Origin of the sequence: Phenylobacterium hankyongense, assembly GCF_003254505.1 — a bacterium.
GTDB lineage: Bacteria > Pseudomonadota > Alphaproteobacteria > Caulobacterales > Caulobacteraceae > Phenylobacterium > Phenylobacterium hankyongense.
Genome location: NZ_QFYP01000001.1, coordinates 2,414,281 through 2,432,590 on the forward strand (window position 1 = coordinate 2,414,281; position 18,310 = coordinate 2,432,590).

15 protein-coding genes are annotated in these 18,310 nt (G+C 69.7%); 6 read left to right on the forward strand and 9 right to left on the reverse strand.

What is annotated here, in order from left to right:
- Positions 1 to 25: 25 nt before the first annotated feature.
- A complete protein-coding gene (gene rpmB, locus DJ021_RS11635; RefSeq protein ID WP_111457704.1) occupies positions 26 to 322 on the forward strand; it encodes a 50S ribosomal protein L28 in 297 nt (98 codons plus the stop codon).
- Between the two features lie 70 nt (positions 323 to 392).
- On the opposite strand, the gene DJ021_RS11640 is transcribed toward rpmB, so the two are convergent.
- From DJ021_RS11640 to cobT, 3 genes are read right to left on the reverse strand one after another with little or no spacing between them, the layout of a single operon-like run.
- A complete protein-coding gene (locus DJ021_RS11640) occupies positions 393 to 1,154 on the reverse strand; it encodes a dienelactone hydrolase family protein (RefSeq protein WP_111457705.1) in 762 nt (253 codons plus the stop codon).
- Between the two features lie 4 nt (positions 1,155 to 1,158).
- Positions 1,159 to 2,127 carry an esterase-like activity of phytase family protein gene (locus tag DJ021_RS11645; RefSeq protein WP_111457706.1) on the reverse strand — a complete coding sequence of 323 codons (969 nt, stop codon included), beginning with the start codon at positions 2,125 to 2,127 and terminating at the stop codon, positions 1,159 to 1,161.
- A 50-nt stretch (positions 2,128 to 2,177) separates the two neighbouring features.
- Entirely contained in the window at positions 2,178 to 4,127 is a 1,950-nt protein-coding gene (cobT, locus tag DJ021_RS11650) for a cobaltochelatase subunit CobT (RefSeq protein ID WP_111457707.1), read from the reverse strand.
- A 175-nt stretch (positions 4,128 to 4,302) separates the two neighbouring features.
- Here cobT and DJ021_RS11655 point away from each other — a divergent pair, with 175 nt between their 5' ends.
- The gene (locus DJ021_RS11655) at positions 4,303 to 4,482 is read left to right on the forward strand and encodes a DUF1328 domain-containing protein (protein WP_111457708.1); all 180 of its coding nucleotides are present in this window, start codon (positions 4,303 to 4,305) and stop codon (positions 4,480 to 4,482) included.
- Between the two features lie 77 nt (positions 4,483 to 4,559).
- Here DJ021_RS11655 and cobS read toward each other — a convergent pair whose 3' ends face one another.
- Positions 4,560 to 5,561 carry a cobaltochelatase subunit CobS gene (gene cobS, locus DJ021_RS11660; RefSeq protein WP_111457709.1) on the reverse strand — a complete coding sequence of 334 codons (1,002 nt, stop codon included), beginning with the start codon at positions 5,559 to 5,561 and terminating at the stop codon, positions 4,560 to 4,562.
- An 89-nt stretch (positions 5,562 to 5,650) separates the two neighbouring features.
- Here cobS and DJ021_RS11665 point away from each other — a divergent pair, with 89 nt between their 5' ends.
- The gene (locus tag DJ021_RS11665) at positions 5,651 to 6,523 is read left to right on the forward strand and encodes a TauD/TfdA dioxygenase family protein (RefSeq protein WP_111457710.1); all 873 of its coding nucleotides are present in this window, start codon (positions 5,651 to 5,653) and stop codon (positions 6,521 to 6,523) included.
- A 41-nt stretch (positions 6,524 to 6,564) separates the two neighbouring features.
- On the opposite strand, the gene DJ021_RS11670 is transcribed toward DJ021_RS11665, so the two are convergent.
- On the reverse strand, positions 6,565 to 7,869 hold the full coding sequence (locus tag DJ021_RS11670; protein WP_424443771.1) for an MFS transporter: 1,305 nt from the start codon (positions 7,867 to 7,869) through the stop codon (positions 6,565 to 6,567).
- Between the two features lie 105 nt (positions 7,870 to 7,974).
- Here DJ021_RS11670 and DJ021_RS11675 point away from each other — a divergent pair, with 105 nt between their 5' ends.
- Entirely contained in the window at positions 7,975 to 9,126 is a 1,152-nt protein-coding gene (locus DJ021_RS11675; protein ID WP_111457711.1) for an aminotransferase class I/II-fold pyridoxal phosphate-dependent enzyme, read from the forward strand.
- Here the strand turns inward: DJ021_RS11675 and DJ021_RS11680 are convergent.
- Both DJ021_RS11680 and DJ021_RS11685 read right to left on the reverse strand, forming a co-directional pair.
- Complete coding sequence (locus tag DJ021_RS11680) at positions 9,123 to 11,195, reverse strand: type I secretion C-terminal target domain-containing protein (RefSeq protein WP_111457712.1); 2,073 nt, start codon at positions 11,193 to 11,195, stop codon at positions 9,123 to 9,125. The two genes, DJ021_RS11675 and DJ021_RS11680, sit on opposite strands and share 4 nt — an antisense overlap.
- 115 nt (positions 11,196 to 11,310) lie before the next feature.
- Positions 11,311 to 12,606 carry a metal-dependent hydrolase family protein gene (locus DJ021_RS11685; RefSeq protein ID WP_111459077.1) on the reverse strand — a complete coding sequence of 432 codons (1,296 nt, stop codon included), beginning with the start codon at positions 12,604 to 12,606 and terminating at the stop codon, positions 11,311 to 11,313.
- 363 nt (positions 12,607 to 12,969) lie between these two features.
- On the opposite strand from DJ021_RS11685, the gene DJ021_RS11690 reads away from it, so the two are divergent.
- Entirely contained in the window at positions 12,970 to 15,246 is a 2,277-nt protein-coding gene (locus tag DJ021_RS11690; protein WP_165837201.1) for a TonB-dependent receptor, read from the forward strand.
- 162 nt (positions 15,247 to 15,408) lie between these two features.
- Here the strand turns inward: DJ021_RS11690 and DJ021_RS11695 are convergent, their stop codons facing one another.
- Both DJ021_RS11695 and DJ021_RS11700 read right to left on the reverse strand, forming a co-directional pair.
- Entirely contained in the window at positions 15,409 to 17,232 is a 1,824-nt protein-coding gene (locus DJ021_RS11695; RefSeq protein WP_243625974.1) for an alkaline phosphatase family protein, read from the reverse strand.
- A gap of 78 nt (positions 17,233 to 17,310) precedes the next feature.
- Positions 17,311 to 17,961 (reverse strand): J domain-containing protein, encoded by a 651-nt coding sequence (locus DJ021_RS11700; protein WP_111457715.1) that lies wholly within the window; start codon positions 17,959 to 17,961, stop codon positions 17,311 to 17,313.
- Positions 17,962 to 18,013: 52 nt separating this feature from the next.
- Here DJ021_RS11700 and DJ021_RS11705 point away from each other — a divergent pair, with 52 nt between their 5' ends.
- Positions 18,014 to 18,286: a BolA family protein gene (locus DJ021_RS11705; protein WP_111459078.1), complete on the forward strand. Its 273-nt coding sequence runs from the start codon at positions 18,014 to 18,016 to the stop codon at positions 18,284 to 18,286.
- Positions 18,287 to 18,310 lie beyond the last annotated feature (24 nt).

An 18,310-nucleotide genomic window follows, 5' to 3' on the forward strand; every position in this document is an offset into this window, starting at 1 on the left:
TTTCCTACGCGAAGGTACTTTCGCTATGTCGCGCCGTTGCGAACTCTCAGGTGTCGGCCCGATGGTCGGCCACAATGTGAGCCACTCGAACATCAAGACGAAGCGCCGGTTCCTGCCGGCCCTGTCGCCTGCCACGCTCCAGTCGGACTCGCTGGGCCAGTCCTTCCGGCTGCGCATCACCAACGCGGTGCTGCGCACGCTCGACTTCCGCGGCGGCCTCGACGCCTTCCTGCTGAAGGCCAGCGACGAGGACCTCTCGCCGCGCGCGCTGAAGATCAAGCGCCAGGTGAAGGCCAAGCTCGCCGAGCAGCCGGCGGCCTAGGCCGCCCTACAGATTGTCGTTCGGAAAGGGCCGCCCGCGAGGGCGGCCTTTTTCTTTGCCCCTCCGCCGGTCAGGCCGGCTGGTTCTGACGCAGGGTGGCGTCGAACAGCGCCACCATCTCGCGCCAATGGCGCTCCGAGGCCTCGCGGTCGTAGACCGGCATGTCCGGCGGGGCGTAGCCGTGGCGGGCGCCGCGATAGATGGTGACCTCCGACTTCACGCCCGCGACCCGCAGCGCCTGGGCGAGCCGGTCCTTCTGGGCGTCGTCGAAGCTGCGGTCCTCGTCGCCGCCGGCTACCAGAACCCGGGCCTTGATGTAGGGCGCGAGCAGGTGCGGGCTGTCCTCCGCGTCGGTGGCGAGGTTGCCGGGGTGGAAGGCCGCCGCCGCCGCGATCCGGTCGGGGTAGGTCCCGGCGGCCCGGAAGGCGATGCCGCCGCCCATGCAGTAGCCGGTGACGCCCACATTGTCGGCGCGGGCCTTGGGCTGGTCCGACAGCCAGTCCAGGAAGGCGCGGACGTCGCGCATCGACTTCTCCGGATTGGTCGAGCTCATGAACTTGCCGAAGAAGGCCCGGCGGCTCTCGTCGTCCTTGAACGCCTCCTTCAGGTTGACCGGCTCATAGGGGCCGACCCGCCAGAACATGTCCGGCAGCAGGACGTAGTAGCCGTGGCTGGCCAGCCGCTGGGCCATCTCGAACAGCGCCGGGCGGATCGCCGGGGCGTCCATGAACATGATCACCGCCGGCCAGGGGCCGCGGCCCTCGTCGGGGGTGAAGGCGAAGGCCCGGGCGTCGCCGTCGGGCGTGGGGATCGAAACGTCCTGCCGGCTCATGCGGTCATCTCCGTGAGGGCGCCCGCCAGTCGAACGCCAGGAGGAGCGTGCGCTGGGAGCTTGCAAAATTATCGTCTGAAATGAGGTAGAAGCGGGTGGAGCCGTCGCGGCCCGGGACCGCGGCGAGGCCTTCGAAATTGTCGACGCTGAGCGGCTTGGCGAGTTCGAGCTGGTCCTCCTGGTCGCCCGTGGGACCGACGATCCGCAACAGGATGCGGCTGCCCCGCACGGGGTCCCAGGCGCGCAGCAGGTAGGCGACGCGCCCGCCGGGCAGCGGCTGCAGGGCCGAGAGCCCGTACTCCGGGCCCTTGGCGACCGTGCGGTCCTTCACGCAGCCGGAGGCCAGGTGGCAGATCCAGGTGTCGCCGCTGGCTTCGGCGCCGACCATGTAGGCGTCCGGTCCCGCGGCCGGATCCTCCGCCAGACCCTCCATGCCGAGATTGAACGGGAACTTCGCGTCGGGCGCCGGCGCGCGGCGCGGGCGGCCGCCGCCGTGCGGATAGAGCAGGATGCGGTCGTCTTCCTCCAGGCTGATCAGCCGGTCGCCGTTGGCCAGCTCGGCGATCCCTTCGGAGTCGGACTCCTTCTTGCCGCGCGCCGCCAGTGGCTGGCCGTCCTCGCCGACGATCGCGGAGAGCCGGGCGTCGGTGAGCCCGACGAGACGCCCGGCCGGATCGAGCAGCAGGCGCGCCTGGAGGAGGTCGCCCTCGTCGCCGATCGCCAGCAGCCGTCCGTCCGGGTAGGCCTTCAGGTCCGACATGCCGTGCAGGCGCGCGCTCTGGTCGGAGGTGAGGTTCAGGCCGCCGGCATAGGTGAAGGCGCCGAGGCGAACCTGGCCCGGATCCTGCGGGTTCAGCGGAACCGGCGCGGCCTTGACGGCGATCGCAGGGCTCGCGCCGACCGAGGGGCTCGGCCGCGGGGCTGGAGCCGGCGCGCAGGCGGCGGCCATCAGTCCGAAGATCGCCCCGCTCATCCCCGCGAAAGCGGGTCCCCGCGTTCGCGGCGACGAGCGGGTGCTTCGGCTCACGCCACCGCTCTCCGCACTTCCTTGAAGGTGGAGCGCCGCGCGCCGCCCGTGGGGCCTTGGGTGTTGGGCGGCGGCTGCAGCAGGCCGGCGTTGCGGCGGTTGAGCTTGCGCGGCTCCTCGTCGAACAGCTCGGCCAGCTGGTCGACGATGGCGCCGGCCAGCTGCTCGACGTCGACGATGGTCACCGCGCGGCGGTAGTAGCGGGTCACGTCGTGGCCGATGCCGATGGCGATCAACTGCACCGGGCTCTTGGTCTCGATCTCGGCGATCACCTCGCGCAGGTGGCGCTCGAGGTAGTGGCCGGAGTTCACCGACAGGGTGGAGTCGTCGACCGGCGCGCCGTCGGAGATCACCATCAGGATGCGGCGGGCCTCCGGTCGGCCGATCAGCCGCTGGTGCGCCCACATCAGCGCCTCGCCGTCGATGTTCTCCTTCAGCAGCCCCTCGCGCATCATCAGGCCGAGGTTGCGGCGGGCGCGGCGCCAGGGCGCGTCGGCGGCCTTGTAGATGATGTGGCGCAGGTCGTTCAGCCGGCCGGGCTGGGGCGGCTTGCCCGCCTTCAGCCAGTCCTCGCGCGACGTGCCGCCCTTCCAGGCGCGGGTGGTGAAGCCGAGAATCTCGGTCTTGACCCCGCAGCGCTCCAGGGTGCGCGCCAGGATGTCGGCGCACACCGCCGCCACCATGATCGGCCGGCCGCGCATGGAGCCGGAGTTGTCGATCAGGATCGAGACCACGGTGTCGCGGAAGTCGGTGTCCTGCTCCTCCTTGAAGGACAGCGGGGCGGTCGGGTCGACGATCACCCGCGTCAGCCGCGCGACGTCGAGGATGCCTTCCTCGAGATCGAAGCTCCACGAACGGTTCTGCTGCGCCAGCAGCTTGCGCTGCAGCTTGTTGGCCAGGCGCGAGACCACGTTCGACAGGCTGGCCAGCTGCTGGTCCAGGTAGGCGCGCAGCCGGCTCAGCTCCTCGCTGTCGCAGAGCTCCTCGGCCGCGACGATCTCGTCGTGGGCGGTGGTGAACACCTTGTAGGTGACGATCTTGCCTTCGCCCTTCAGGTCGGGGCGGGCGGGCTGCTCGCCTTCGCCCATTTCCGGCGGCTCTTCGGCGTCCTCGGCGTTGGGGTCGTCCTCCGCCTGCATCATCTGGCTGTCGGCGTCCTCGCTTTCGCTGTGGGTCGCCTCGCTGTCGTCCATCGCCGACTGCTGCGGCGACTGGCCCTCGCCGTCGCCTTCGTCGTTGTCGTCGCTGGCGTCAGGCTCGCCGTCCTCGCCGGAATCCTCGTCCTGCTCGGGCTGGTCGGGGGTGTCGGAGAGGTCGTCGCCCATCTGCAGGTCGCGCAGGATGGCGCGGGCGATGCGGGCGAAGGCCTTCTGGTCGTCCACGGCGGTGGTCAGCCGGTCGAGATCGGCGCCGGCCTTGGTCTCGACCTCCTCGCGGAACAGGTTGACCAGCGGCTGCGCCATCGGCGGCGGCTTCTCGCCGGTCAGCCGCTCGCGCACCATCAGCGAGACCACGTCGGCCATCGGCGGGTTGGCCAGCGCCTCGACCTGGTTGAAGGCGCGCTTGGCCCAGGCCTGTTCCATCACCGCCTTGAGGTTCTCGCGCACGCCGCCCAGGGCGTTGGCGCCGATGGCCTCGATGCGGGCCTGCTCGATGGCGTCGTAGATCGGCGCGCCGCCGGGTGAGGCGGGGCGGAATTTGGCGTGCGCCGCCGGGTCGTGGTGGGCGATGCGCAGCGCCATCTGGTCGGCGAGGCCGCGGATCCGCGAGGCGTCGATCGGGGTCAGGTCGCGCGGCGGGTGCGGCAGCACCGCCCGGTTGCCGGACAGCTGCGGCCCCTCGCCGGAGTAGACGATCTCCAGGTCCGGCGACTCCGCCAGCGAGCGCGCGGCGTTGGCCAGCGCGCGCTTGAACGGCTCCAGGGGGCTTTCGGGGTTCTTGGCCATCGGCTCCGTCTTAGATCAGGGCTCACGGCGCGGGAAACAAGGAATTCTCGGTCCGGCGCGCCCACAACCTGTCCCACAACCCGCGATGACGATCCGGTGAGGCTCGGAACGCCACGGCCAAGCCCGCGTTTGCGCCCCGGATGGGCCTCGATAGGCCTGCAACCGGAGAGGCAACATGCTCAAGTGGGCTCTTATCATGGCCGTGATCGCCCTGATCGCGGGCGGCCTTGGCTTTACGGGCGTCGCGGGCGCGGCGGCCGGCATCGCCAAGATCCTGTTCTTCCTGTTCCTGGTCGGCTTCGTGATCTTCCTCGTGCTCGGCTTCATGGCCGGCAAGAAGGTCACCGGAAACTAGCCGGCCAGCCGCAACTTTCGAAAGCCTCGACGCCCGCTCCCTTGCCGGGGGCGGGCGTCTTGCTTTCGGCGCGGCCCCTAGGCCACCCGCACCCGGGCCGTGCTTTCCGGCAGGTCCTGCCCAAACGCCCTCTGGAAGAACTCGGCGACGGTGCCGCGCTCCAGCTCGTCGCACTTGTTCAGGAAGGTCATCCGGAAGCCGAGCGCGATGTCGCCGTCGAAGATCTCGGCGTTCTGGGCCCAGGTGATCACCGTGCGCGGGCTCATGACCGTGGAGATGTCGCCGTTCATGAAGGCGTTGCGGGTCATGTCGGCGACCCGGACCATGGCGTTGATGGTCCGCTTGCCGTCGGCGTTGTTGTAGCTCGGCGCCTTGGCCAGCACGATCTCGGCCTCCACGTCGTGGGCCAGGTAGTTCAGCGTGGCGACGATCGACCAGCGGTCCATCTGGCCTTGGTTGATCTGCTGGGTGCCGTGGTAGAGCCCGGTGGTGTCGCCCAGGCCGATGGTGTTGGTGGTCGAGAACAGCCGGAACCAGGGGTTCGGCCGGATGACGCGGTTCTGGTCGAGCAGGGTCAGCTTGCCCTGCGCCTCCAGCACCCGCTGGATCACGAACATCACGTCCGGACGGCCGGCGTCGTATTCGTCGAACACCAGCGCGATCGGCCGCTGGATCGCCCAGGGCAGCATGCCTTCGCGGAATTCGGTGACCTGCTGGCCTTCCTTCAGGACGATGGCGTCCTTGCCCACGAGGTCGATGCGGCTGACGTGGCTGTCCAGGTTCACCCGGATCAGCGGCCAGTTGAGGCGCGCGGCCACCTGCTCGATGTGGGTCGACTTGCCGGTGCCGTGATAGCCCTGGACCATGACGCGGCGGTCGAAGGCGAAACCGGCGACGATGGCGCGCGTGGTCTCCGGATCGAACTTGTAGGCCGGGTCGATGTCGGGGACGTGCGGGTCGCGGGCGCTGAACGCGGGGACCTGCATGTCGAAGTCCACGTCGAAGGTCTCGCGCGTGGCGACCTTCTGGTCCGGGACCAGGGTGATCAACTTGTCTTCGGTGGTGTCGAAAGCAGTCATGGCGGGGTTCGATTACAGGCTTGCCGAGACGGACGCAAACGGGTGTTTCTTGCGGTCAGCGCCTTGACGTAGCGTCCGGAGGACCAGCGATGTTGCAGGAAGCACAGAGCGCCTATCGCACGATCAGGGTGACGCCCCAGCCCTCGGGCTTCGGCGCCGAGATCGCCGGGGTCGATCTGTCGCGTCCCTTATCTGGGGACGCCCTGGCCGAAGTGAAAGCCGCCTGGGCGCGGCACGCCGTCGTGGCCTTCCCCGACCAGCCCCTGGACCTTCACCAGCTGGAGGCCTTCACCCTGCAGATCGGCGCGTTCGGGAAGGACCCGTTCATCAAGCCGATGCCGGGTCATCCGAACGTCCTGGAGCTGCGCCGCGAGCCCGACGAGAAGGCCACCAACTTCGGCGCCGGCTGGCATTCCGATTGGAGCTTCCAGCCGCAGCCGCCGGCCGCCACCATCCTGCATTCCGAGGTGGTGCCGCCGGTGGGGGGCGACACCCTGTTCTGCGACGGCGCGCGCGCCTACGAGGCGCTGTCGGACACCCTGAAGGCGATGCTGGCGCCGCTGCGCGCCGTCCACTCGGCGGGCCGGGCCTACGGGACCAAGGGCGTCTTCGCCCGCGAGACCGAGAAGCGCACCCTGCAGATCATCGTCTCGGAGGAGGCCGACGAGACGCTCACCCACCCGCTGGTCCGCACCCATCCGGTGACGGGGAGGAAGGCGCTGTTCGTCTCGCCGGTCTACACCGTGGGGATCGAGGGCCTGGCGCCGAAGGAGGCGCAGGCGATCCTCGGCCTCCTGTTCGACCACATGATCCAGGACGAGTTCATCTATCGCCACCGCTGGCGGCCGAGGATGCTGCTGATGTGGGACAACCGCTGCACCATGCACCTGGCCGAGGGCGGCTATGACGGCCACCTGCGGCTGATGCACCGCACGACGGTGGCGGGGGACACGCCGGTCTGACGCCCCGCCCGCTCATCCCGCCAGGGTGGGACCAGGCTTTGCTAGTGCTCCGCTCGCGCCTTCAGCGGGTAGAGCGCGATCAGGCTCACCAGGGCGGTGGCGGAGAGGTAGAGGCCCACCGGCCAGAGCGAGCCCCGGGCCGCCAGCGCCGCGGCGATCAGCGGCAGCAGCCCGCCGCCCAGGATGCCGCCAATATTGAAGGTGATCGACGCCCCGGAGTAGCGGACCCGCGCCGGGAACAGGCTGGGCAGGAAGGCGCCCAGCGGCCCGTAGACGAAGCCCATCAGGAACAGCGCCAGCGACAGGAAGGCCCAGATCGCCAGCAACGAGCCCGAGCCCATCGCCGGCGCCACCAGGAAGCCGGCCAGCATGGCCAGGAAGGCGCCGGTCATCAGCACCCTGCGGGGGCTGGACTTGTCCGACCACCAGCCGGCCAGCAGGATGCCGAGAGCCAGGAATATGATCGACCCGAGCTCGACGCCCAGGAAGGCCTCGCGGCTGTAGTGCAGGTTGGAGACCCCGTAGCCCATCGCCCAGGCGGTCGCGAGATAGAAGAACGAGAAGCACGCCACCGCCGCGAAGGTCCCGCCGATGGTCTGCAGCGGGTAGCGGGTCAGCACCTCGCCCAGCGGCACGGCGGGCGGCGGGGCCTCGGCCAGGGCGGCCTTGAAGGCCGGCGTCTCGGTCAGCTTCAACCGCACCCAGAGGCCGACGCCCACCAGGATGACGCTGGACAGGAACGGCAGGCGCCAGCCCCAGTCCTTGAACTGCTCCGGGGTGAGCAGCAGGCCCAAGAGCAGGAAGAGGCCGTTGGCGGCGATGAAGCCGACGGGCGCGCCGAGCTGCGGGAACATGCCGTAGCGGCCACGCCAGCCGGGCGGCGCGTTCTCCACCGCCAGCAGGGCCGCGCCGCCCCACTCGCCGCCCAGGCCGAACCCCTGGCCGAAGCGCAGCAGGCACAGCAGGAAGGGCGCGATCCAGCCGGCGGTGGCGTAGCCCGGCAGGAAGGCGATCAGCACGGTGGAGGCGCCCATGGTCAGCAGCGAGGCGACCAGGGTCGACTTGCGCCCGATCCGGTCGCCGAAGTGGCCGAAGAAGGCCGCGCCCAGCGGCCGGGCGAAGAAGGCCACGGCGAAGGTCGCGTAGCTGCTCATCAGCTGCGCCGAGGCCGACGCCTTGGGGAAGAACATCGACGGGAACACCAGCGAGGCGGCCGTCGCGTAGATGTAGAAGTCGTAGAACTCGACGGCCGTGCCGACCAGGCTGGCGGTCAGCACGCGCCGGGTCGAGGGCCCGCCGGCCGCGGTCTGCCCGGCTTGCCCGCTCGCTGCTTGCAGTGTCGTCACGCCCCGCCCCTCCGTTGTCGCCGTTGGGCTTCGCGTCCGCCCGGCCGCGCGTCAAGGAAAAGCCGACGCATGGCGTTCGCCGCCATTTGCCGATAGGGCGAGGCGATGTCCGCGCAGATCGATCCCTTCCACGCCATCGGCATCTCGACCCTCGCCCACCGGCTGAAGGCCGAGGGCCGCTCGATCATCCACATGGAGTTCGGCCAGCCCTCCACCGGCGCGCCGCGGGCCGCCGTGGAGGCCGCGCACCGGGTGCTGGACACCGACGGCATGGGCTACTGGGAGAGCCCGGCGCTGAAGGCGCGGATCGCCCGGCACTACGCAGAGACCTACGGCGTCACCGTCCAGCCCGACCAGCTGATCCTCACCTGCGGCGCCTCACCGGCCCTGGTGCTGGCGCTGGTCTCCAGCTTCCAGCCCGGCGACCGCGTGGCGCTGGCGCGGCCCGGCTACGTCGCCTACCGCAATGTCCTCAAGGGCCTGCACATGGTCCCGGTGGAGATCGCCTCGGGACCCGAGGACCGCTTCCAGCTCACCGCCGCGCACCTCGCGGCGCTGGTCCCCGCTCCGGCCGGGGTGATCATCGCCAGCCCGGCCAATCCCACCGGCACCATCATCGAGGCGGCCGAGCTGGAGGCCATCGCCGGCGTCTGCCGCGAGCGGGGCATCCGGATCATCTCCGACGAGATCTACCACGGGCTCAGCTACGTGGCGCCGGCGCGCTCGGTGCTGGAGTTCGAGCCCGAGGCCCTGGTGGTCAACAGCTTCTCCAAATACTTCAGCATGGTCGGCTGGCGGCTCGGCTGGCTGCTGGTCCCGCCGGAGCACCTGCCGCGGGCCCGGGCCTTCGTCGGCAACATGTTCCTGACCGCGCCCTCGCTCAGCCAGCACGCGGCGCTGGCGGCGATGGACGCGCGCGAGGAGCTGCAGGGCCATCTCGACGTCTACCGCCGCAACCGCCAGCTGCTGCTGGACGCCCTGCCGGCCCTGGGCCTGGCGGAGATCGCCCCGCCGGACGGCGCCTTCTACATCTGGGCCAACATCGCCCACCTGACCGACGACAGCCTGGCCTTCTGCAAGCAGCTGCTGCGCGACACCGGGGTGGCGACCGCGCCGGGGGTCGACTTCGATCCGGTGGACGGCCGCCACTTCTTCCGCATGAGCTTCGCGGTCTCCACGCCGCAGATCCAGGAGGCCATCGCGCGGATGACCCCCTGGTTCGCGACCGCCGGCGCGGCGGCGACCGCCTCGGCCTAGCGGAAGAGCCAGTCGCTGGCGTGGATCTGGCTGGGCGCCACGTGGTCCAGGGTGGTGATCACGTACTGGTAGGGGCTGGAGCCGCCTGGACCGTCGATGTCCATCAGCACCTTGGTTCCGCCGGCTCCGTCCGAGACGAAGCTCAGCCAGCGGTCGGCCACCGGGTCAGAACCGGTGTAGCCGCCTTGGGCGAACAGGGTCCGCAGGTCCAGCACGTCGGCGCCCGGGGTGAAGTCGGTCACGTGGCCGGCATTCCACGGCACGTCGTTCCAGACGAAGTAGTCCGCGCCGCTGTTCCCGGTCAGCACGTCCGGCCCGCGTCCGCCGATGAGCGTATCGGCGCCGCCGCCGCCTGACAGGGTGTCGGGGTAGTGCTGCGAGGTCAGCACCTGGCCGGGGGAGGTGTCGCCGCCGCCCGTTCCACCCGTGCCGCCCGTTCCGCCAGTCCCGCCGCCCGGGCTTCCGCTCGCCAGGCCGACGTTCGCCCAGGTCAGGCCGGTCGGCGCGACGTGCTGCAGGTCGGTGATCCGATAGGGCCAGTCGCCGCCGGAGGCCGGGCCGTTGGTGTCGAAGTAGACCAGGGTCCCGTCGCTCCCGTCGCTGCGGAAGCTGACCCAGCCGTCGGCCACCGGATCGGAGCCGGAATAGCCGAAGCCGGAGAGCAGGGCCGAGAGGTCGAGGTGGTCCGTTCCCACCGTGAAGTCCGTGACCTGGCCGGCGCTCCACGGCAACTTCGCGAAGGCGAAGACGTCGGCGCCGCCATTGCCGGTCAGGACGTCCGCGCCCTGGCTGGCGTTCAGGGTGTCGTCGCCCGCGCCGCCGGTAAGGTGCGCGCCGGGGTTCTGGGCGGTGATGACGTGGCCCGAGCCGTCGTTCGGGACATCGATATAGATCACCAGTCCCGTCGAGACCTGGTCGCCGTCGCCGTCTCTCACGGAGTAGCGGAACACGTCGTTCGTGCCGGCCGGGGCGTTGCTGTTGAGCGTGTAGGTGTAGTCGCCGTTCGGCATCACCGTCAGGCTCCCGTAGGCGCCTGCCATGGTGTAGCCGTTGGGGTTGGGGGCCCCATCCGAGATCACCTGGCCGCCGTGCCCGCTTACGCCGACCAACCCGCCGCCGTCCGCGCCCATCTTGTCATTCAGCAGGACGTTGCCCTTCAGCGGCGACGCCCCGATCTGGGCATGGGCCTCGTCGCCGAGGACGTAGGGTGTGTCGTCATAGATCGTGACGTTGAAGTGCGCCTGGGTGGTGTCGCCGTCGGTGTCGGTGAGCGACAGGCCCCAGCCGGTCTGCACGCCGCCGGCGCCGGCTGGCACGTTCAAGGCGCTGTTCAGCCGATAGGTGACGTCCAGCCGGCCGCTCGCGGCGTCGTAGCGGTTGAAGATGATCGTCACCGGCAGGCTGCTGTCGGTGTAGCTGGTCGGCTGGAAGGCGCCGTTGTTGATGATCAGCTGGCTGCCGACGTAGACGTCCTTCACCCCGTCGGCGGCGTTCAGCATGATGGCGGCGTTGACGTTCACGGCCGCGGCATTGGGCGAGACGCCGTTCGGCAGGTTGGCCTCGTTGACCGTGAAGCTGGGCAGCGGCCCGCCGTTCAGGCCGGTCACCGTCGGGAAGTGGTTGCTCGACGGCGGCCCGCCCGGATTGCCCGGCGCCGCCGGATCGGCCAGTTGCGCCCAGGTCAGGCCGTTGGGCGACACCCCATCCAGGGTGGCGATGCGGATCGGCCAGGGGTTGCCGCTGGCAGGCCCGTCCGGGTCGTACATGACGATCGTGCTGCCCATGCTGGCCTGCAGGCTGATGTAGCCGTCCGCCTGCGGGTTCGAGCCGGTATAGCCGCTGGCTTGAAACAGGGCGCTGAGGTCCAGCCGGTCCGAGCCGAGCGCGAAGTCGGTGACGTGCCCGGCGTTCCACGGAAGCTTGGCGTAGGCGAAGACATCGCCGCCGGCGCCGCCGGTGAGGGTGTCCGGCCCCTGGCCGGCGTTCAGGGTGTCGGGGCCGGAGCCTCCGACAAGGTTGTCCCCATATGTCGACGAGGTCAGAACCTGACCCGATGTGGTGTCCGCCATCCATTTCCTCCGCACGTGAAAAGCCGCGCGATCGCTGGCGCGCGGCTTCCTCCCGGCGTGGCAACTTTGTGGCGAAAGGAATGTTCCTCGCACGCACCCATCGAAGGATCAGCCATCAGGGCCGGCGGTAGATCGCGCCGCCCTTCATGACGAAGCGGACGTCCTTGATGGCGGTGATGTCCTGCGTGGGATCGCCCTGCACCGCCACGAGGTCGGCGAGGTAGCCCGGGGCGACGTGGCCGAGGCTGTCGCCCCGCCGCAGGATCGCGGCGTTGGTGGCGGTGGCTGCGGTGAGCGCCTGGGCGGGCGTCATGCCGTCCTTCACCATCCAGATGAGTTCGCGGGCGTTCTCGCCGTGGGCGAAGACTCCGACGTCGCTGCCGGCGCCGATCGTGACGCCCAGCTTCAGCGCCAGGCGGAAGGCGCGTTCGGCGTTCAGCATGGCCGGGGTCGGCGGCGTCTGGCCCGGGACGTAGTGCTGGAAGTACTGCGAGGTGGCGTCGGGGGCAGTCAGCGTCGGCACATAGGCGGCGCCCTTGGCCTTCATCAGCCGGAAGGTGGCTTCCGACGCGCCATAGCCGTGCTCGACGGTGTCGACGCCGGCCACGACGGCGCGGCGGATGCCCTCGTCGCTGGCCGCGTGGGCGGCGACCGGGCGGCCGGAGGAGTGGGCGGTCTCCACCAGCACGTCCAACTCGTGCTGGCTGAACGCCGGCTCGGTCTCGCCGGCCGGGCCGATGCGGTAGTCGGCGTAGACCTTGATCCAGTCGGCCCCGGCGGCGGCCTGTTCGCGCACGGCGGCGATCACCTGGCCTTCGCCGCTGGCCTCCTGCGCGCCCTGCGGCAGCTCCATGTCGGTCCGGAAGGCCCTGCGGGGCCCGTAGGCGCCGGTGGCGACGATGGCGCGGGTCGCCACGAACATCCGCGGACCGGCGATCACGCCGTCCTCGATCGCCCGCTTCAGGGAGACGTCGGCGTCGCCGGCGCCCTCGGTGCCGAGGTCGCGGATGGTGGTGAAGCCGGCGGCGAGGGTCCGTCCCGCGTCGCGTCCGGCGCGCAAGGTCCGGTAGGCGGGCGCCTCCTTCAGCACCTGATCGTCCCAGGAGGTCTCGTTGTAAGGGTGCAGCAGCAGGTGCGAGTGCAACTCGATCAGTCCCGGGATCAGGGTCGCGCCGGGCAGGGCGACCACCTCGGCGCCGGCCGGGACGGCCACCGTCGCCTTCGGGCCGACGGCGACGATCTTCCCGCCCTCGACCACCACCACCCAGCCGGGGTGCGGCGCGGCATCGCCGGCGGTCCAGACTGCGGCGGGCTCCAGCACATACCGCGATGGCTCTGCGGCCAGCGCCGCGGGCGCGAGACCCATGCCGGCGACCACGCCCGCCGCCCAGACCGCAAATCGACTCGACATCATCCGCATCCCCAAAGCCCGCCGGCCGCACTCTTCCCAACTCTCCGCGCCCGCGACAAGGCCTGGCCTGAGGACGGCTACCCGTCGGAAGATCGAGGAATTCAGCTGGCCGTCTACTCAGTAGGCGGAGCAAATTCTCGGGCGATTCTTCCGAGTTTCTCAGTGGAATAGAGATTTATCGCGGTCTAACCTACGTAAAACCGCAACAAAACCTTCATTTGCAAGCGTTGCAAGACTCCCCAAGAACCGCGCTCGACGAACGACTTACGTCGTCACGCCGGCTCGGGGCCGGCGCAAGAACGGGGATAATAAATGCAGCAGACGACAGTGAAGGGCCGCTCCAGAGCGGCTCGTGGATTGTTCATGGCTGGCGCTTCGGTGCTGGTCCTGGGTCTGGCGAGCGGCCAGGCGTTTGCGGCCGAGGCGCCCCTGGCGGCCACAGCCGACGCCGCCGGCGCGGCCACGCCGACCGAGGAGAAGGCCGATTTCGGCACCCGCGTCGAGGAACTGGTGGTGACCGGCGCGTCCGGCGCCGTCACCAACGCGCCGGTGAAAGCCTCGCTCGAGGCCACCCAGCCGCAGTCGATCATCGACCGCCAGGCCATCGACCAGTTCATCCCGGCGACTGCCGACTACACCCAGATCGTCAACCTCTCGCCCAGCGTCTCCGGCACCTCGGTCAATGGTCCGGGGCTCGGCGAGTCCAAGACCACCCTGCGCGGCTTCCAGGACGGCCAGTACAACGTCACCTACGACGGCATCCCCTGGGGCGACGCCAACGGCCCGACCCACCACTCGACGTCCTTCTTCCCGTCCTCGACGATCGGGGCGGTGGTGGTGGACCGTGGGCCGGGCGGCGCCAGCCAGCTCGGCGCGGCCAGCTTCGGCGGCTCGATCAACCTGTTCTCGCCGGAAGTCGCCGACGTGTTCGGCGGCTCGCAGTCGGTGACGGCGGGATCGTGGAACACCTGGATGTCGGTGACCAAGATCAACACCGGTGAGATCGCGGCGCTGAACGGCGCGCGCGCCCTGTTCAACTTCCAGGAGTTGAAGACCGACGGCGCCCTGACCAACTCCGGCGCCACCGCCTACAACCAGCTGGTCCGCGCGGTCGTCCCGCTGGTCGACAGCTGGAAGCTGACGCTGTTCGGGACCTGGAACTACACCAAGGTCTACACCAACGACAGTTCGGGCGCGACGCTTGCGCAGGTGGCGCTCTATGGCAAGAATTTCGGCCTGTCGACCGACCCGACCACGCCGACCTATTACAAGTACAACGTCGTCAACAAGCACACCTACTTCAACTACGCCAAGCTGACCGGCGACATCACGCCGAGCCTGAAGCTCGAGAACACCCTCTATTCCTACTACTACAAGAACGACACCGAGAGCGCCCTGGACCCGACCCTGTCGGTGGCCGACATCGCCGCCAAGAAGGGCCTGCAGATCACCTACACGCCGGGCGGCCAGCCGACCGTCAACGGCCACGTCCCGGGCTACACCAAGCTCAACGTCTACAAGATCTACGGCGACATCGTGCACCTGGACCAGGAGCTGTCGTTCGGCACCATCAAGGCCGGGCTGTGGTGGGAGCAGGCCGACACCGGCCCGCGCGCCCGCTACGACTACGACGCCACGCTTGGCCACACCGACGCCGGCTGGACGGTGGACTACCGCCAGAAGGTGCTGCCCGGCGTGCCGCAGTACCTGGAATACCTGCAGTATTCCGGCTGGAACCAGTACCAGCCGTTCGTCGACTTCCAATGGCGGGTGACGCCGGCGCTGACCGTCACGCCCGGCGTGAAGTATGTCACCGACAAGCTGTCAGTGGACTCCGACGTCAACCAGAAGACCCGGGCGCCGTTCCACGGCTCCAAGACCTTCACCAAGACGCTGTATTTCCTGACGGCGAACTACAAGCTGCAGGACAACCTGGCCGTCTACGCTCAGTACGCCACCGGCTTCCTGCTGCCCGACATCAGCGCCATGCAGGTGGTCAATCCGAACCTCGACGACCTGCATCCGCAGGAATCCACCAACTACCAGGTGGGCGCGGTCTATCACGGCGGCAAGTTCACCTTCGACGCCGACGTCTACCAGATCGACTTCACCAACAAGATCCAGACGGTGACGGTTGGCTCCGAGACGGTGAACTTCAATCTCGGCGGGGCCACCTACAAGGGCGTCGAAGGGGCCGTGACCTACGCGCTCACCGACCAGGTCTTCGTCTTCGCCAACGGCTCGGTGAACTCGGCCAAGGCGCTGGGCGCCAACACCACCATCGCCGGCGTGCCGGTGACCATCGTCGGCGGCAAGCAGATCGCCAACGCGCCGAAGTCCACGGCGGCCCTCGGCGTCCTCTACCACGACGACGCCTGGTCGGTGTCGCTGGCCGACAAGTACACCGGCGAGCAGTGGGGCGCGGAGGGTGAGCCGGCGGCCTACCGCATCGCGGGCTACCATTCGGCCGACCTTTCGGTGGTCTACCGCTTCGACCGCTACCGCCTGGAGGCGGCGGTCTACAACATCTTCGACGACCAGCCGGTGACCGCCATCAAGCCGGGCAAGACGGTTCCCTACGACCAGTACTACTTCCAGCCGGAGCGGAACTTCCAAGTGTCCGTGAAGGCGAGCTTCTGATCAGGACCTGACGGCGCGGCGCGGGCTCGACCCGCGCCGCCGATGGTCAAGACCAACCCTCCGCCGGTGTCGAGATGGCTCGCCCGGCGGAGTTCGATTCCGGCCGTGCGGGCTCAAGGCCGCGAAGGTCCTGCGATAGCGCCGTCGTCTCGGGGATCGTCCCTACGGCTTTAGGCCGATCGTCCGGCCTGGCATCCCCGCGGCGTCGAAGTAGGACGCGCCCGCCGCATCCTGGCGGTTCAGCACGGTCATGAACCCGTTGGCGGCCGGCGCGGAGCGGACGGTGACCGCCTGCGAGGCCGGAGGAGCCACGTCGCGGCCGCTCAGCGCCTCGGCCATCACCCGGCCGGAATGACCCTTCGGCCCGAGGTCCAGCTCGAGGATGTGGGCCAGGGTGATCGCCAGGTCGGCGTTGCTCACCGGGGCGGGGTCGACGAAGCCGGCGCGGAAGTCAGGGCCCACGGCGGCCATGAAGTTGTGGGTGTCCTGGCGGCCGAACGAGCCGTGGATGCCCTGGCCCTGCTGCTGGTCGCTGTCGGCGACCTCGACGCCGCAGATTTCCGGGTCGTCGCAGCCGCTCGCAAAGCTCCTGAAGCCCACGACGATCGCCGGCGTCGGCGTGCGCGCGGACCCGGCCAGGCCGATCTGGCTGGTGGACAGCGCGCCCGGGATCGGACCCAGGTCGTCACGGACGAAGATCGCGCCGGCGTAGTCCTGGCGGCTGACCGCCTCGACGATCCGCCGCGCCAGGGCCGGCGCATCCGGACCAGGCAGGTAGATCAGGTCCGAACCGCCGTTGGCGGCGACCAGGACGTCGGGATGGGCGGCGTCGCGACCCAGCGCCGCGCCCCGCTTCGGATAGGCGCCGCTGCGCGGATCGACGGCGGGACCGGCGGCGTCGTGCAACGGCAGGCCCAGCGCCTCGGCGAGGTCGATGGCCAGGAAACCCGGCGGCATAAGGCCGGGCTTCACGTCCGGATAGCGCAGGCGGGCCGAGCCGCTGGTCTGGCTCTCCCGCGACAGGGTCGAGAAGCCGTGGTCGGCGGTGACCACGATGTCGGTGTCCTTGTCGAGCCCCAGCGCCCTCAGGCTGGCGCGCAGGGCCGCGAGGTCATCGGAGGCGTTGCGGATCGCGGCCATCGTCGTCGGGCCGTTGATCCCCGGGGTGAAGGTATTGAGGCTGTCGCCCTGGTTATGCTGGGTGCCGTCGGGGTCCCGCGACCAGAACACCATGACGAACGGCTTCCCTTCGGCCTTGAAGCGCGGCAGCAGCACCCGCGTCGCCACCGCCAGGAACCAGTTCTGCTGCTCCACATTGGCGACCAGCGCGCCGGCCTTGTCGTAGGCGCCGGCCTGGCCGTTGGGGCCGCGGCTGGGGGCCGTGGTGGGCAGGCCGGCCGCCTTGATCGCCGCGGCGATCTCGGGCGCCAGCTTCACTCCGCGCTCCGGCGAGCCGGTGGCGTCGTCGATGACGATCGTGCCGGTCCCATCGCGGGCGGTGACGTCCTGGATGGCGATCGGCCCAAGCTTGCCCAGGGCGACGGTCGCAAAGCCCTTGGCGCGGGCCGCCTGCAGCAGGCTGGTGTGGCCCAGATAGTTGCCGCCGAACCTCTCGTTCAGCAGCCCCAGCATCACGTCGTCCTCGACCGGCGCCATCGGCGAGCCGTAGGGCGCCGGGAACGGCTGGCCGCCGTAGATCGTGTTGCCGAAGTCGCCGGTGTCGCCGACCAGGTGCCCGGTGGCGATCACCGAGGCGTTGGGCGTGGTGACGGTCGGATAGATCGAGTGGCTGTTGCGGAAATCCACGCCGCGCGCCCGCACCTCGGCGAGGGCCGGCGCGGTCTGCGGGGTCACGATCCGCGACCTCAGTCCGTCCGCCACGAACAGGATGACATTGTGCGGCGCGGCTGCGGCTCGCGACCCGACGGCGGCCATGACAAGGGCGAGGGCGGTCATGGCCCCCGCGCGGTACTTCGAACTGATCAAGCGAGCCCCCGTAATCGACGGCGATTGTCGCCGCCGACGATGACAGTTGTGCGTCGCCGCTTAGCGCTCCTGGCGCAGCTAGACCAGTCCGGCCTTGCGCAGCGACTGGTAGGCCTTGATCACCCGCTGCAGGCGGTGCTCGCCGGCGCGGTCGCCGCCGTTGGCGTCGGGGTGGAGGCGGCGGACCAGTTCGGTGTAGCGGGTGCGGATCTTCGGCCCGTCGGCGTTCACATCGAGGTCGAGGTCGGCGAGGGCGCTACGCTCGATCTTGCCGAGCCTGCGGTCCTCCGGCTCCGGCACGGGCTTGCCGCCATTCTTGCCGAACAGGTTGAACGGGTCGCGGTAGCCCTCGCCCTTGCCGAACTTGGCGGAGAAGGCCGCGGCCTCGCGGGAGAAGCGGCTGGCCTTCATCTCCCAGGTGGGACGGCCGCCGGTGAACAGCTCGTCGCGCTGGCGGGCGCGGACCTCGCCGTCGCTCATCCCCGCGAAGAAGTTCCAGTTGCGGTTGTACTCGGCGGCATGCGGTTGGCAGAACCAGTAATGCTCGTTGAGCATGTCGCGGGATTTCGGGGCGCGCGCGCTCGCCGCCCGCCGGCAGCCCGGATGGTCGCAGGCCCGCTCGCCGGGCTTCAGGGCGTTCACGTCCTCCGCCCGCGCGTCGTCCTCGTCGGAGGGCGGACGCACACGGATATCCTTGAACTTAGGCTTGTATTGAAACGCGCCGGGCATGGGCCAAGTATGGGGGGAGAAGATTCCCGTTCAAGAATTGAAGATGCAGCCGATGGGCGCCATATCTGATGCGATCCGAGACAAGCTCACGGCCCGGTTCCAGCCATCCCGGCTGGAGATCGAGGACGACTCCCAACGTCATGAGGGCCATAGCGGTTCGCGGCCGGGCGGGGAAAGCCATTTCAACGTACTGATTGAATCTGCCGCATTCGAAGGGGCGCCCAAGGTGGCGCGACAGCGGATGGTCTATGCCGTGCTCGCCGAGGAACTCGCCGGACCGCTCCACGCGCTGTCGGTGAAGGCCCTGGCGCCGGGCGAGGGCTAGGCGCCACCATTTCAAGAGCCGCCG